This is a genomic window from Methanolobus sp. ZRKC4, assembly GCF_045291305.1.
In the GTDB taxonomy this organism is placed as follows: Archaea; Halobacteriota; Methanosarcinia; order Methanosarcinales; family Methanosarcinaceae; genus Methanolobus.
The window spans coordinates 1,124,813-1,140,008 of sequence record NZ_CP146983.1; the positions used below are offsets into that span (position 1 = coordinate 1,124,813).

The 15,196-nt window shown below is 41.0% G+C and carries 14 protein-coding genes and 1 pseudogene; 3 read left to right on the plus strand and 12 right to left on the minus strand.

Annotated elements, in window-relative coordinates; genetic code table 11:
• Nucleotides 1–2 precede the first annotated feature (2 nt).
• The 6 genes from V7O67_RS05930 to V7O67_RS05955 all read right to left on the minus strand — a co-directional run bounded on the left by V7O67_RS05930 (nt 3) and on the right by V7O67_RS05955 (nt 7,589).
• Entirely contained in the window at nt 3–2,126 is a 2,124-nt protein-coding gene (locus tag V7O67_RS05930; RefSeq protein WP_406671222.1) for a cell division protein FtsA, read from the minus strand.
• A 5-nt stretch (nt 2,127–2,131) separates the two neighbouring features.
• Nucleotides 2,132–2,746 carry a chemotaxis protein CheC gene (locus V7O67_RS05935; RefSeq protein ID WP_406656708.1) on the minus strand — a complete coding sequence of 205 codons (615 nt, stop codon included), beginning with the start codon at nt 2,744–2,746 and terminating at the stop codon, nt 2,132–2,134.
• Between the two features lie 18 nt (nt 2,747–2,764).
• Nucleotides 2,765–4,798: a chemotaxis protein CheA gene (locus tag V7O67_RS05940; RefSeq protein WP_406671223.1), complete on the minus strand. Its 2,034-nt coding sequence runs from the start codon at nt 4,796–4,798 to the stop codon at nt 2,765–2,767.
• 57 nt (nt 4,799–4,855) lie between these two features.
• Nucleotides 4,856–5,962 carry a chemotaxis response regulator protein-glutamate methylesterase gene (locus tag V7O67_RS05945; RefSeq protein WP_406671224.1) on the minus strand — a complete coding sequence of 369 codons (1,107 nt, stop codon included), beginning with the start codon at nt 5,960–5,962 and terminating at the stop codon, nt 4,856–4,858.
• Nucleotides 5,963–6,319: a response regulator gene (locus V7O67_RS05950; protein WP_406656711.1), complete on the minus strand. Its 357-nt coding sequence runs from the start codon at nt 6,317–6,319 to the stop codon at nt 5,963–5,965. It lies immediately after the preceding gene.
• Between the two features lie 334 nt (nt 6,320–6,653).
• Entirely contained in the window at nt 6,654–7,589 is a 936-nt protein-coding gene (locus tag V7O67_RS05955; RefSeq protein WP_406671225.1) for a nucleoside recognition domain-containing protein, read from the minus strand.
• Nucleotides 7,590–7,728: 139 nt separating this feature from the next.
• Between V7O67_RS05955 and V7O67_RS05960 the strand changes: the two genes are divergently transcribed.
• The 3 genes from V7O67_RS05960 to pyrG are packed head-to-tail and all read left to right on the plus strand — an operon-like array spanning nt 7,729 to nt 10,224.
• On the plus strand, nt 7,729–7,920 hold the full coding sequence (locus V7O67_RS05960; protein ID WP_406671226.1) for a methytransferase partner Trm112: 192 nt from the start codon (nt 7,729–7,731) through the stop codon (nt 7,918–7,920).
• A gap of 19 nt (nt 7,921–7,939) precedes the next feature.
• The gene (locus V7O67_RS05965; RefSeq protein ID WP_342305764.1) at nt 7,940–8,626 is read left to right on the plus strand and encodes a hypothetical protein; all 687 of its coding nucleotides are present in this window, start codon (nt 7,940–7,942) and stop codon (nt 8,624–8,626) included.
• Between the two features lie 14 nt (nt 8,627–8,640).
• A complete protein-coding gene (pyrG, locus tag V7O67_RS05970) occupies nt 8,641–10,224 on the plus strand; it encodes a glutamine hydrolyzing CTP synthase (protein WP_406671227.1) in 1,584 nt (527 codons plus the stop codon).
• 253 nt (nt 10,225–10,477) lie between these two features.
• Here pyrG and truD read toward each other — a convergent pair.
• From truD to V7O67_RS06000, 6 genes and pseudogenes are all read right to left on the minus strand, one after another.
• A pseudogene (gene truD, locus V7O67_RS05975) lies at nt 10,478–11,792 on the minus strand (tRNA pseudouridine(13) synthase TruD).
• Between the two features lie 11 nt (nt 11,793–11,803).
• A complete protein-coding gene (locus V7O67_RS05980) occupies nt 11,804–12,286 on the minus strand; it encodes a transglutaminase domain-containing protein (RefSeq protein ID WP_406671228.1) in 483 nt (160 codons plus the stop codon).
• Nucleotides 12,246–12,983, minus strand: a complete 738-nt coding sequence (locus V7O67_RS05985) for a hypothetical protein (protein WP_406671229.1) — start codon at nt 12,981–12,983, stop codon at nt 12,246–12,248. The genes V7O67_RS05980 and V7O67_RS05985 overlap by 41 nt, the downstream gene beginning before the upstream one ends.
• Nucleotides 12,984–13,014: 31 nt before the next feature.
• Nucleotides 13,015–13,362: a peptidyl-tRNA hydrolase Pth2 gene (pth2, locus tag V7O67_RS05990; RefSeq protein WP_406671230.1), complete on the minus strand. Its 348-nt coding sequence runs from the start codon at nt 13,360–13,362 to the stop codon at nt 13,015–13,017.
• A 22-nt stretch (nt 13,363–13,384) separates the two neighbouring features.
• Nucleotides 13,385–14,293, minus strand: a complete 909-nt coding sequence (mptN, locus tag V7O67_RS05995) for a tetrahydromethanopterin:alpha-L-glutamate ligase (protein ID WP_342305759.1) — start codon at nt 14,291–14,293, stop codon at nt 13,385–13,387.
• Nucleotides 14,294–14,347: 54 nt separating this feature from the next.
• Nucleotides 14,348–15,001, minus strand: a complete 654-nt coding sequence (locus V7O67_RS06000) for a DUF434 domain-containing protein (protein WP_406671231.1) — start codon at nt 14,999–15,001, stop codon at nt 14,348–14,350.
• Between the last annotated feature and the right edge of the window lie 195 nt (nt 15,002–15,196).

Below are 15,196 nucleotides of genomic sequence, written 5' to 3' on the forward strand. Positions count from 1 at the left end.
TTTTATCCCTCTACAAATTCTATAGTCACATTGTTTCCATCTTTCAGTGGGGTAGTGAACCTGGCAGGAATATTGTTTACAAGGAGCCTCATGCTCTTGCCTACAAGTTCCTCCTTCCGAATATCCATAAATTCAAATAGGTCTGAAAGAATAGGGTCCGCCTCTTCTCCTTTTTTAAACTTAACAGTGTCTCCATCATTAATTTTATCGGAAAGACTCGCTTTTTTCCCATTCAGGATAATTTGCGCCTGTGATCCCTTGAATGTTATTTCTTCACCATTGAGGTTCACACTGATGTTTTTGCCTTTTTCTGGCTTTTCCAGAATATTTTCCAGCTTGTTATCAAGCACAGTTCTTTCTATGCTTATAGTGTCACCATCTGCAAGGGTATGGGTGGATAATTTGGATAAATCGACAATAATATCGTTTAGTTTGACAACATATTTTGTATTTTCAAAATACATTATCCGATTATTTACAGTAACACTGATCATCTCAGCATCTTTTGTATTGTATTCCTGTTCCAGGAAATCCTGAAGACTGGCAGGCCTGACGCTTATCTGTGATCTGTCTGGTATATCATCATCAAGAGATACCATTTTTTTATTTATGCTGGCCAAAGGCTTCTGTTCTATATTTTTACCATTGACATTTATTTTCACGCTGGAAGGAATTTCCAATTTGTCTACTAGGTCCTTTACCTTTATTTGTGCATGTTTTCCATCCACGGGAGCTGTGAATTCAATAACTGAACCTTTGTGAACGGGATCTCCAAGAGTCGCTTTTTTTCCATCGAGCAATATTCCTGCATGTTTTCCCATTTCTCCTTCAATAGCAAGGAATTCAGAGTTAACATTTAAACTAAGGGCCATTCCCGGGCGTGGATAAAGTTTTTTTACCTTTGCTCCGACAAGTGCATCCATTATGGAAAGACCGTTAACGTCCATCAGGTGTATGTTTGAACCGTTAACTGAAACATCTATAAACTCAATGCTCTGGTCCAGAATTCCCATCATGGCAATGCCAAGGGGTGTTATCATCTCAGCACCATTTATTTTCCCAGTTCCGTCTGCAAAGCCCTCTATCTGTTTAGGGAGACGGGAGCCAATTCTTTGTATTGGAAGTTCAAGATGCTTTGACAGGTGTTCTTTAAGCCCTGCAGTTTGTGACCCTCCACCAACAAGGACAACAGCTCTTGGTGTTTTTTTATTAAGTGATTTGATCTCTTCTGCAATATGTAGGGCCAGGTTGGCCACTTCATTTTCTATGTCCAAAATAATCTGATTTACGGGAACGTCTGATTTGACACCGAAAATATCTTCCAGTTCTATAGTCTCTTGGCTTGTAAGGGATTGTTTTATCGTTTCACCTTTTTTGAAGTCAACTAGATAATAGTCACAAATAAAATCAGTAATTTCATCTCCTGCTTCCGGTACCATTCCATATCCAATGACAGTCCCATTGTCAGTAATAGCTATATCAGACGTACCTGCTCCGATGTCTACAAGTGCAATGTTGAGCTTGCGCATATCGATAGGCAAGGCAACACTCAATGCAGCTATTGGTTCAAGTGTAACACTGTATGATTCAAGTGAACAGCTTTTAAGAACTGCAAACATACTGTTTATCACAGCTTCCGGAAGGAAAGTTGCAAGTACTTCAACTGAAATATGACTTCCTTTCTGGCCTGCCATATTGGATATTCTCTGCTTGTCCAGTTCATAGCTCACAACTGAATATCCAACACAATTAAACCCTTCATCTATTCCAAGTTCCTTACTTGCTCTAGTAACAGCTTCAAATTCCAGCTCGGAAATATCCCTGCTTGTGATCTCTCTGTAGGGTATTTCTACCGAAACCAGTGCTTTTGATGTTTTCAGGGCTCTTCCGGCAACTGCAACTGAAACTTTTGACAATTCGTGCCCGATTTGACTCTCTAGATCTTTTTTGACTGCATCTACAACTTGTGCGACTTTTTCAATATCATGGATCTGCCCGTCATACATACTACGTTCGTTATGCTCAAGTATGCATGCTGCTTTTATTTCCAGAGGCTCTTCTTCTCCTACAATGAGCCCCACGACAGTCCTGGTTCCTATGTCCAGGGCAAAGTGGGTGGCACTCACTCATATCATCCCATCATCTTTTTCATCACAGCAGCCATGATTACATCACTGGCTTCCGGCTCAAACAACATATTGAACTCGTTTCTGGAATTTGTGGAAGGAATAAAACATTCCCCTTTGACAACTATGAAATCATCGGCAAGTTCTCCTATTTCCTGCTGTATGAAATCAGCCACCCCTTCCATATTCACTTCCATTGTCGGCTCACCTACTTTCAGGTTCAGGCCCAGGAATTCGTTGACTACGCGCATGTAGGAACTGCAAAGGCGCACTCCCATCTCCCGTAGCTTACGTACCTGCATCTCTTCTATTTTTGTTGTAGTTCCGATAGGTTTCTTCATGAGAAGATCGGAAAACGAAAGTGCTGAGAATTTCGGTAATAAGATCAATGTCCCTCCGGTTACATCACCTGACAGTTGAAGGTGAATTCCTACTACACTTTTTTGTTTTCCATCGGATGCATTGGTGATTATATCCTCCAGTGAGAGCATTTCCACACTGGGAATGTCTATCTTTACCTCTCTGCTAACCATTTTTGAGAGAGAGGTCGCCAGATGACCCATTCCAATATTCCCTGCTTCCTGGAATGCTCCTTTTGCCATTTCGTCCATTTCAGCCATTTTTTACCCTCATTGTGATTATATCAATGTTGCAATGTCAAGGATAAGCGCAACGTTTCCATCTCCCAGGATGGTAGCGCCTGCGAATCCTTTAGTATCTTTCAAAAGTTTATTATCAAGTGTTTTTATTATTACTTCCTGTTGTCCGAGAAGCTGGTCTACTACGAATCCAATATTTGTTCCCATTCTCTCAACGACGACAACTATTAGATTCTCTTTTTCCTCCTGTTCTGTAGTACAGTCGAGTACATCATGTAGTCTCAACAATGGGAGTACTTCGCCTCTTAGAAGAACAACTTCTTTTCCTTCTATTGTCTTTATATCACTGGCCTTTATTCCCACATCACGGATAACGTTTCCAAGTGGTATAGCGTATGTTTCATCGGCTACTGTTACCATCAGTGACTGGATAATCGCGACTGTAAGTGGAAGTTGTAATTTGATGGAACTTCCCTGCCCAGGTACTGAACTGACCTTGACACTTCCTCCCAGGGCTTCAATCTTGGTTTTGACGGCATCCATACCGACTCCCCTGCCGGAGACATCAGTGACGGTTTTGGCTCCGCTAAAACCAGGCATGAAAATGATATTCAAAGCGTCTGTGTCAGAAAGTTTGTCGACCTCTTCTCGTGTCATTACTCCTTTCTTGACAGCAACATCCCTGAGATTTGCCGGGTCCATGCCTTTTCCGTCATCCTCTACTTCTATAAGGACACTGTTTCTTTGTCTTGATGCAGAAAGTCCGACAAATCCTGCTTCAGGTTTTCCGAGTTTGATACGTTCCTCTGTGGGTTCAATTCCATGGTCCACAGCGTTACGCAAGAGATGAACCAGTGGATCTCCTATTTCGTCAAGAACCGTTCTGTCAAGTTCGATTTCTTTACCTTCTATAACAAGGTTGATTTGCTTACCTTCCGATTTTGCAAGGTCCCTTACCATCCGTGGGAACCTGCTGAATACCTGGTCGATGGGTACCATCCTGGCTTCCATGACCTCGGTCTGTATCTCATTGGTAAGGCGGTCAAGGTTAGCAAGTGATTCATCCAGATGTTTTGCGTTAAGATCAGAAGCAAGCTGGTTGAGCCTTATCTTGTTGATTATAAGCTCTCCCACAAGGTTCATCAGATTGTCCAGGCGTTCAATGTTCACTCTGACACTCTGGATGCTCTTTACGGTATCAGACCGTTTGACAGCAGAACTACTTTGCTGGACATCTTCCTTATTCTCTTTTATCTCCTGGTCGTTTTGGTCATCAGATGCGCTTTGGGAGATTGTAGTAGGAATTACAGTTTTAACTTCTGATATTTTGGAGATATTGCCGATAATCTCTTCATCTGTTGTTTTTGTGGCAAATATTACTGTGAACTCAAAATCAAATTTTTCATCTTCGAGTTCTTCCTCACTTGGTTGGCACTTAATAATTTCTCCCATCTTTGTGACATTGATAAGTACAAGTGTAGACCTTGCTGATTTAAGCACACATGATTCATCAAGGGTCACGTTTAAGGATACAACTCTGTTACCATCTAATGTAGAACATTCTATTGACTGTTTTTCATTTTCAGACAATCCAAGGTCATTTTCAGACACAGTTTCAGTAGCAGCTTGCAGTTCATTACTGATCTCATTTTCAATAACGCTGGTACTTGTAGCTATTGAACCTGTGATCTCATCCATAGGCAGTGTAGTTTCCATGGTTTTTACAAGTGCAGCTTGCAGGGATGTGATATCTACTTCTCCTCCATTATCTACGGTCTCTACAAGTGCTTCAAGGGTGTCAAGACACTCAAAGAGTATGTCAATTAGTGAGTCGTTAACAGCGACCTGGCATTTGCGGACCATGTCCATAAGGTTTTCCATTTCATGGGTCAACTCGGCTATCGTGCCAAATCCCATTGTTGCCGACATACCTTTCAATGTATGTGCGGAACGGAACATAGTATTGATAAATTCCATTTCCTTGGGATTCTGTTCAAGTCCGAGCAGTGATTCATTCAACTGCTGCAGGTGTTCTTCGGACTCCGCTTTAAATATATCTTTATACTCTGACATATCCATGGTCACACCAACCCTAAGATCATAATGATCTTATCTTTTTGCAAAAACATTTCAATCACCAGATGAATTTAACATCCGTAATATTTCACTCGACACTTTGTCCAAAGGAACGATGCTATCAGCAAGGCCTCGTTGGACTACGGATTTTGGCATTCCGTAAACAACACAGGACTTCTCATCCTCTGCAATCGCCTTTCCTCCGGCATTTTTTATAGCTTCAATTCCATCAGCCCCATCGGCTCCCATCCCGGTTAAAACAGCAGTAATGATGTTTGCTCCGTATATTGGCACAAGTGACTTGAAAAGGATATTCGCGCAGGGTCTTACTCCCTGTTCACGAGGTTTCTGGTTCAGGGAAATTACTTCATGATAAAAGCCACCTTTTTCTTTCGAGACAATCTCCATATGGTAGTTTCCTGGTGCAAGGTATGCATGCCCTGCATGGAGTACATCCCCATCTTTTGCCTCAGTAACTGTCAATTGGGATTGGCCATCAAGTCGTTGAGCCAGTGAAGCTGTAAAACCGGCTGGCATGTGCTGTACAATAACAACAGGTACATTCAGGTCTTCTGGAAGATTTGGTACGACCTGTTCAAGCGCACGTGGTCCGCCTGTGGAGGAAGCGATTGCAAGTATCTTACCTTTGGCATGGTGTTTGCTCTTCTGAATAACCTGCTTCTTTTGTGTAGTGCGCAAAGTTTTTCCTTCATTTTCACGTGCCTTTTTCACGTGTTCTTCCATGAACCCGAGTTTCTTGAGATCTACCTTCGATGCCATTTTTACTTTAAGGCGAATACTACTGGCTATATCTGCTATGTTAAGACTGATATTTCCGGAAGGCTTCTGGATAAAGTCAACTGCTCCGTATTCAAATGCATTCAATGTTCTTTCGGCAGACTTCGAGTCGATGGCTGTTAGCATTACTACCGGGGTCGGACATTCACTCATGATGTATCCCAGTGCATGTAATCCGTCCAGTTTGGGCATCTCTACATCAAGGGTGACTACATCAGGTCTGAATCTTTCCACCTTTTCTACGGCGTCAAGCCCATTCCTTGCGGTTGCTATTACTTTGAATTCATCATCCTCTGTGAGAATGTCAGAGATAACTTTGCGCATTAAAGCCGAGTCATCGACAACAAGAACATTAATGGTCATTTACATTACTTTTCCAATAACTTCCAGTACTTTCGTAGCGTCGAATGGTTTCACTATGAAATCCTGGGCACCGCTTTTCAGTGCATCCGTCACTACGGACTGCTGTCCAATAGATGAACACATGACTACTTTTGCTCCGGGGTCCATTTCCATTATTTTCTTAAGTGCGTCGATACCTTCCATATTTGGCATAACTATGTCCATAAATACCAATTCGGGGTTTGCCTCAGGGTACTTCTGAACAGCATCTAATCCGTCAACACATTCTGCCACGACTTCATGACCGTTCTTTTTCAGGATATCTTTGATGACCATGCGCATAAAAGCAGCGTCGTCCACAATCATTACTTTTGCCATTTTTTTTGTATCTCCCTTTATTTCTGTGTGTAACAAATGCACAACAAGTAATTGTCACGTGGTTTCTATTCCCACGTAATTATATAGATGATAATATAATATATTAATTTATTGTTTATTCTGATATGTGTCAAAATTTCAAGAATATATTATTTTACTCTCTGTGTAATATACAAAACTTAGGGCTGTATAATTAATATTATACATTTCCAGTTATATGTCCATTGTACATATATATGCATTTTATATATAATTGCCTGGGATAATATTTTTTAACAATGGTCAATAAAAAAAAGCGAATTATATTAACCAAGCATCAGGAAAATCTATTTTTTTATGCTATTGATAGGAGTATTAGCAGGATACAAAATCGGACTAATATACTTATCCCTGTAGAAAAGGCCACGATTCTTACGCCTATGCGTGGTCCGAAGATGGATACGTACCTTGGGAGAAGAGTCCTGAAACTAAAAAACGGGAGCATGAACATACTTCCAAGCATAAGAACTACCATTGCCTGATGATAAGATATGCTGTTACTGCTTATCATTGGTCCCAGCAAAGATATCCCAAGAATAGGACTTGCAACGTAAGTCGTCAGGGGTACTATACTTTCAGCCGGAATTCCGAAAACTTCGGCAAGCGGTAGTACATTGAAAGACTCAAACGCACCTATGTCCCTGAGATAGAATACCAGTGTCGTCATTGCAAGATATATCACAACAATTTTGGTGAACAGTTTACGATTGCGCTTCAGAGATTTTTTAATCGCATCTTTCAGGGTGACTTTCTTTGATGAAATGTTTTCTTCATACTGGCACCTGTTCTTTTTGAGGAATATCCTACTAAGTATTATCACAGTACTGATCTTGACAATTGCAGTCAGTATGAACACCATCACATAAAATCCGCCTACTACCGCGCCCAGTGCAGGAAGGACAATAGGTATCTGGTAAGTGAGTATTTCCCTGATGTATGCTGGTGTACTGTTGAATACTGCGCAAAGCATTGTCTCCCTGTCATCAATACATCCTCCGTCCCTGAAATTGACCACCATGCTGTTAGCAGCGACAGTTGATCCCAGTGCCACCATAAAAGATGATGCGCATGTGTCGGGAAGGTTTGTATACTTGAAAAGAGGTTTCACAATTCCTGAAAATTTCTGCATGAACCCAAGTTCTATAAGGATACCTGTCCCAAAAAGTCCTACGAATATCATTATCAAAATGGGAATTGCAAAGTCTAGTACCTTAAGGAAAATGGAAAACATGGATTATTGTACGGATAAGGAAGTAAATTAATCTATCTCTTATCTTAAAAACCCATAGATGGAATTATCATTATTGGCAATGTAGTTTTGAGTTATATGATAGAAAAACCTTATATTGATTGTAACGTATTCAAAGGTGGTGATCGAGTTGAAAAAGAACCTTATGGATATTCTTGCGTGTCCTGTATGTAAAGGAGATCTTGTCCTTAACATCGAAAAGGAAGATACCAACGAGGTTATATCGGGCACTCTGTACTGTTCTGCATGCAATGAATACTATCCTATAGAGGGGGGTATACCAAATATGCTTCCTCCTGATCTAAGAGAATAAAACTGGTGAGGAAATTCAATTGCAACAGGTTCATATCAACAGGCTTGGTGTAAATTCACTGGAATTCGAAACGGATACTGTTGAATTACCTTTATCCCCCGGTGAAGAACGCAGTTTTGAAATCGTTTTGATCAACTATGGTTCACCAACACATGTCAATTTATCAGTAAGTGATTCTATAAGGGAGAACATCACTGTTCTTGAAGACAATCCTTATGTTAAGCATGAGGAATACATACCTTTTATTGCAAGGATCCCATATGATGGCAGACTCTATAGCAAAGGGCAACTCTATATTACTGTGGGCTATGGTTCCAAAAGACAGGGATTTGATCTGAACCTGGGTCATCTAAGCCCAAATGATAAAAGTTTCTCTGTTGATGTTGACGAATCCTTATATAATTCTAAAATATCCAAACCCTCAAAATCTCCTTCTTCCGGACTATATAATGGGGAGCATTGGAGTGCTCAACTTCCTTCCATATCATTTGAAATGATAAGATCAGCTTTAGGTCTGGCTGCTCCGCATTCAGTTAATATTTTCAGGGTAGTTGTATTGCTGTTATTGGTTTCTGTTCTTGCTTTTATAGTTCTGTCCATTGACTTTAGCCAGTTCTTTGGTTTTTATCAATCTGTATTCTATGCAATTCTGCTTACATTTTTTATGGCTTATCTATTACTAAGACTTCCTAAATCTAAAAGATAATCAAGGTGAATAATATGAAATATATTATTGTAACAGGCGGAGTAATGAGCGGATTGGGTAAGGGAATTACCACCGCTTCTATCGGACGTAACCTGAAGAACAAAGGCTATAAGGTCACAGCCATCAAGATAGATCCTTATATTAACATTGATGCAGGTACCATGAGTCCCTTCCAGCACGGTGAGGTTTTCGTGCTCAAAGACGGAGGGGAAGTCGACCTTGACCTTGGAAACTATGAGCGTTTCCTGGATACGGAACTGACCCGGGAACACAACCTGACAACCGGAAAGGTATACCAGTCAGTGATATCAAAAGAGCGCAGGGGTGAGTATCTTGGAAAAACTGTCCAGATTATCCCTCATATCACTAACGAAATCAAGAGACGCATAAAGAAAGTTGCTGCAAAGAGCGGCGCTGATATCTGCCTGGTAGAAGTTGGCGGAACAGTCGGTGATATCGAAAGTATGCCTTTCCTGGAAGCTGTCAGGCAGATGCACAGGGAAGAACCCAAGGGAGACCTTGCTTTTGTTCATGTAACTCTTGTACCATTGGATCCACAGGGAGACCAGAAAACAAAGCCTACCCAGCATTCAGTAAAGGAACTGAGGGAACTCGGCCTGACTCCGAATGTGATAGTTACAAGATGCAAGGAACCATTACTTGACAGCACTATCTCCAAGATAGCTCTTTTCTGCGATGTTCCCGAGGAAGCAGTGATAAGTGCCCACGATGCAAATGACATATACGAAGTACCTCTCATGATGGAGGAAGAAGGACTCACTGATTTTTTGGTAAAACATCTGGATCTGAGTTCCTCAGGATCAGATGATGCCTGGTCTGAAATGGTTGAGAGGATGAACAATCTTAAAAGCGTGGTTAAAATCGGGATTGTTGGTAAATATACACATCTTGAGGATTCCTATCTTAGTATTAGTGCTTCCATCAAACACGCATGCATCGATTGCGGAGTAAATTTCACTACTAGCTGGATCAATGCCGAGTCCTTCGAGGAAGATCCTTCTTCCATTGAAACACTTTCAGAGTACGATGGAATACTTGTACCTGGAGGGTTTGGCGAAAGGGGTACTGAAGGGAAAATAATGGCTATCAGATATGCCCGTGAGAACGATATCCCTTACCTTGGACTCTGTCTTGGTATGCAGCTGTCGGTTATTGAATTTGCCAGGAATGTAGCAGGTCTGGGGAATGCCAACAGCACTGAATTCGATGAGGATACGCCTTATCCTGTAATAGACCTGCTTCCGGAACAGGAGAATGTTGTCGACATGGGAGCAACCATGCGTCTTGGTGATTACGAAGCGGACCTGAAATCAGGTTCACTTGCCGAGAATATATACGGATGCTCCAAGATAATAGAACGTCACAGGCACAGATATGAGGTAAATCCCAATTTCATTGACAGGATAGAAGCAAAAGGCATGGTCTTTTCTGGAAAGAACAGAAACAGAATGGAAATTGCAGAGATACCCGGTAAAAAGTTTTTCTTCGGATCCCAGTTCCATCCGGAGTTTAAGTCCAGGCCAGGACGCCCTTCCCCGCCGTTCAAGGCGTTCATACAGTCAATGATAGGGAAATAAGATTAGAATTTAATTTAAAAATAAGGTAACTATTCAGCCTGATAAAAACGCTATCAATAACAATCTTGACAAAAAGTTGAAACGTAAATTTCATTAGGATCATTTATTTTGATTGTTGCTATTGATTGCTTTTTTGATTGTTAGATTGTTAGTGAGCAGACATCTCTATTTCGATGAAATCAGTACCAATAGGCAAATCGTGCCAGGCTGAATAGTTACAAAATAAGAAAGATAAAGCCCACTTAAAGTGGGCTTAGCTCATTTTAAGCGGTTCCACTTTCATATATTCCCTGAGAACCGTTGTTGCATAGCATCCTTTCGGAAGAGTGAAATTCAGGGTAGCTTTGCTTTTTCCGGGATTAAGCTCGTCTTCTCCGGTTTCAAATACAGGTTCGCAGTAGAGTAACATTTCCCTGCGCAGTCCTTTTGATGCAAGAGCTGACATTTGTTTCATCCTAAATGCTTCCTGTGCCATTCCAGTCTCGTTATATATTTCTCTTTCAATATCACCAGGAACATTGGATGCTAATTCAGTATCGTAACCTATCAGCGGAGCGGTCACAAAAGCTCTTTTTCTCCTGACGAGGTTATTCATCCCGTCGACATTCTCTTCAGTTACATGCTGTGTTTTTGTAACATCAGGAAGTCCCTCTTTATTCTTGAAACATACGATGTCTCCGGGTACTGCAACATCCAGAGGTAATCCCTTCTCAATTCGCTGGCAAATAATCCTGTTGAAATTGTATGACTGGTATGCATGAACGAACATCTTGCTTATGTTCCTCGCAAGAACCCCAAAGCAACCCTTAAAGTCGCCGGGATTCTCGACAAGGTAGTGCATCATTGCTCTTTCGTATCTGAGACGCAGGGGGTATATCTTCAGTCCTTCTATGAAATCCCTGTTTTTCCAGACGGTATCACGCACTTTATTTACATCGTCAGGTTCATCCGGAAATGATTTTGCAATATAGATAAGTGCTGCTTTTTCAAAATTACCTTTGAGGATCTGTTCCCCTACAAGATGTGTTACAGGCCTGATGGCTCCAAATCTCTGTATTCCGAAAAAGTTGGGAACTCCTCCATAAGCCTTTATCTCTTCCGTAACGGTTGTAAGCATCTGCTCCAGTTCCTCAGGGTTATGGTCGATGTTCCTGATTGTAATTATGAATTCATTCCCGAAAAGATCTCCAAGCTCCAAAGACCTTTTAGACCTTCCGAGCACTCTCAGTTCCACATCTTTCAGGTAGAAATTCTCAATATCCTTTTCATCAATGTCGTAGATACTGATTTTCTGTGTAGTCTTTGCTCTCTTATCTTTAGTTCCTGCAAAACTGATGCGTTTCTGGCTGATTCCAAGCTTCCGGGACATATCCCTTACCAGATGATGCATGTCCCAGTTGCGTTTTGGTAACTTCCAGGATAAGGTATTTTCCGCTGTCACCTTCTTCACGGTTTGTAATCTCTCTGACAATAAAATCATCTGTTTCCTGTCTCAGTACGCCTCCAATTCCATTGGTATCTGTACAGTACAGGTCTATTCCCATTTTTTTTTCAACTGCTGGTATCATTTTAAATCATCCTAATTTTGGGGTGCTATATCGATTACTGTGATTTTGCTGGTGTTCAGGAAAGTCCATCCATCGTCTGTTGGGGCTGTTCCTCCTGCTAGTCCTCCTGCATATATGCTGGATGTAGGGTCCAGCATCAACCATGAACCATACTGATCTGTAGTATAATATATTGGTACAGGTCCATAGTATTCTCCGATCGCAGTTCCGATATCTTCTGTATTATTACCTATATATACGGCGGCAAAAGCATGTGTATCCGTCATATATATTCTGGAGGTTCCTCCGATGGATTCGACAAGTGATGCAAGCAGGATTGCATAGTCATCACAATCACCTGCTCCGACCCGAAGTGTATCACGGGGCTCGGACCATAGGTCCCTGCCTCTCGGATCACTGATGTACTGGATGTTGTCCCTGGTGTCATCGAAAAGGGAACATAACTGGTAGATATTATATTGCCCTGGATGTTTTTTTGCGGACACTGCAGCCATTTGTCCGTACTTCCACATCAAATGGTTCTATTTTATCATTTATCTGAGTGAATATGCTCTCGGGGTTTAATGCATAGTCTGGTTCCTGAATTATAGCTTTATCCGAAACTTCAATTACAATCTCTTCAAAGTATTGTTTCTTGTAATCATGCCAGGTGCCTGATTTCGTCTGCGCAAACAAGGACATCTGTGGCTGGAGTTCAAGCTCTTCAATATTTTCGGGAACATCTATTGATATGGTTCCGATATTCTTTTCTTCCCCGGGAAGTATGGTTATACCAGCTTCATGCGATGCAAGCTCTTTTTCTGCTATTAAGTAAAAACCGAACTGGTATATATAAATAGGTGCAATGCCACTGTTCTTCACATATATGCTGATAACACTCTCGCTTCCTTCGTAAAATTCAGTATAGTAGTAGTAGCTTGAAACCTCAAAACCAGGCAAATGACTTGACAACTCATCTGGTGTATCTTCATAGAATGATATTGGCGTAGCTGGGACAATGGGTATTGTCAGTTCATCGGCATTTATTTGATAATAGTCCTCTCCCTGAAATAATTTTACAGAGGATGGGTTGAAAATATTCCCCACTTCGTTAAGTGGTTCAAAAAGGCATCCTGATGAAAGGATAACCCCGATCAATGCCACAAATAGTATCGCATGCAGTATCAAATTCGTATTTTCCATTTTTTTCATGCTAAATACCAATAGAACATAAGGTACAAAATCAAAGTAGTTTCAAATTTCCTGTGACTTTGTCAAGTTCTTCTTCCTTTGCAGGTCCGATTCCAAGGACTGTTACTGTTCCGGGTTTAACTTCGGTGAGTCCTGCATCCTGGATAAGTGCCGTGGCGATGTCCTGCCTTCTTGCTATTTCCTTGAGCTCGAACAGTTCCCGGGTATTTGCCACACGCAAAACTACTTTTTTCTGACCGCCTTCTTTCCATTTTTCCAGAGTTGACCGGTCAGCCCATTCAGAAGCAGATACTGCTGCATGAGCAACCTGGACTGCAAGTTTTCCTTTTGATAACTTCAGGTCATCCCTGACAATTATGCATTGTTTATATTCACTCATTGTTCTTCCTGATCCCGGACATTCATAGCCTGTTTTCAATGGTATCTATTATATGCTCTGCTACATTGATATTCAGGGATTTATATATGCCTGCTCCTGACGGAGTTGCATTTACTTCTAGGACAAAACATTCCTTGTCTCCTTCAATAATGTCCACACCGGCAAATACTGCTCCTATGGCTTTGGCAGCATCAATGCACATTTTTTCCTGTTTCTTTGTGAGTTTACATTTCTGGGGGGTGCCGCCCTGACTCAGATTGTTCAGCCACCAGCCATCCGCTGCTTTCCTGTAGATGGCACCTATGACTTTCCCGTCAACAACAAATGCACGAATATCCTGGCCGGGGTTTTCTATGAACTCCTGTATGTAAACCATTCCTTTTTCATTTATTGAGCCGGAAATTAGGTCATATACTGTTGTTTTTTCAGGAGTTCCATTTGGTCTTATCACTTCATTATCTTTTATGCGTTTGATATCTATTCCCTTGTATCCGAATACTGGTTTAATTACAGCATCTTTCCATGTTTCTAATCTCTTAAGGGCCGGTTCTACATTCTGTGTGACAAAAGTTTCAGGTGTATTGATCCCGGCTTTTGAGATCAGGCAACTTGCATGGAATTTATTTGCCGCATTCTGTATGGCAGCAGGCGGATTGATCATGATGACTCCGCTTTCCTCAAGTTCACAGAGGACATCGAAGCGGAACACATGAGCATCGTTTGTTCCTGGTCCCATGTCCCTTATGATAATTGCATCCAGCTCAGACAGGTTAATCCTGTCTGCACGATGCTCAATATTTTTCCCAATGGAAGTTTCCATTTTTCCAAAATTCGGGGAAAAAGTTTCAAATCCTCTTTTCCTGGCTTCCTGCATAAGTGCATCTGCAGTCCAGTCTTTTTGGTCTGTAACCACGATTCCTATTTTTTTCATATTAATTCCTTAATTGCGACATATTATTACTGCTGTTAAATTAATATCTATGTTTCATTCTTTGTTCCATTTTCTGTAGATGCAGGCAGGAATATCAATAACATTCTTCACAGAATCGATAATAATTCCGTCAGCTGTAGCAACGACATATGAAGGGTGGCAGTTCTTCAGGTCATAGTCAACATGCCTTGATGTTCTTGCCTCTCCTTTTATTGACAGTTCTTTCATTCTTTTTCTGATGAATGCTGCCAGCTCTCCACTGCGCTTCATCTGGGTATCCAGAAGTACATCCGTCTTCTTTATTTCAGTACTTAAAAGGAAAGACAGCATCTTTTCAACAGCCTGGAATGTAAGGTTGTCATTAGTGTGGTTATTAAAAACTCCCTGTATATCCCGCAGGAATGAATCATCTGCAATCCACATTCTTTCTCCACCGAGCATACTTTCCAGTGTAATAAGCACATTGTACCCGTCTACAAGGAGTGTTTTTCCTTTCAGTTCCTCGCGGTGTATTTTCTTTTTTTTACGAGCCTTTGAGGTTTCTGGTGAAAACACCGTGCGTGCAAGTATATATCTATCATTTTTATCAAGTCTGTAATGATCACCGGCAAACCTGATCGAACTATCTTTTTTGTATCCTCTCTCAAGAAGATAGCGAATATCCGTTGCAGCTTCTGCCATATCATCATGCAGCCTGGTTTTGATCATGTAATCATTTTCAATCATCAGGTTTCAATCTTTTATTCTGTATTTCAGAAGAATTATATGTGTCGGGATACAGGAGATTTTAACTTTAGTATGTGGATATGAGTGAGTGGGTATAGTTCCTGATGATCAGTGTTTATTCTTGTTTATTATATTCGGGTTCTATTTATATAGCTTAAAAATATACTGTCTGTGGAT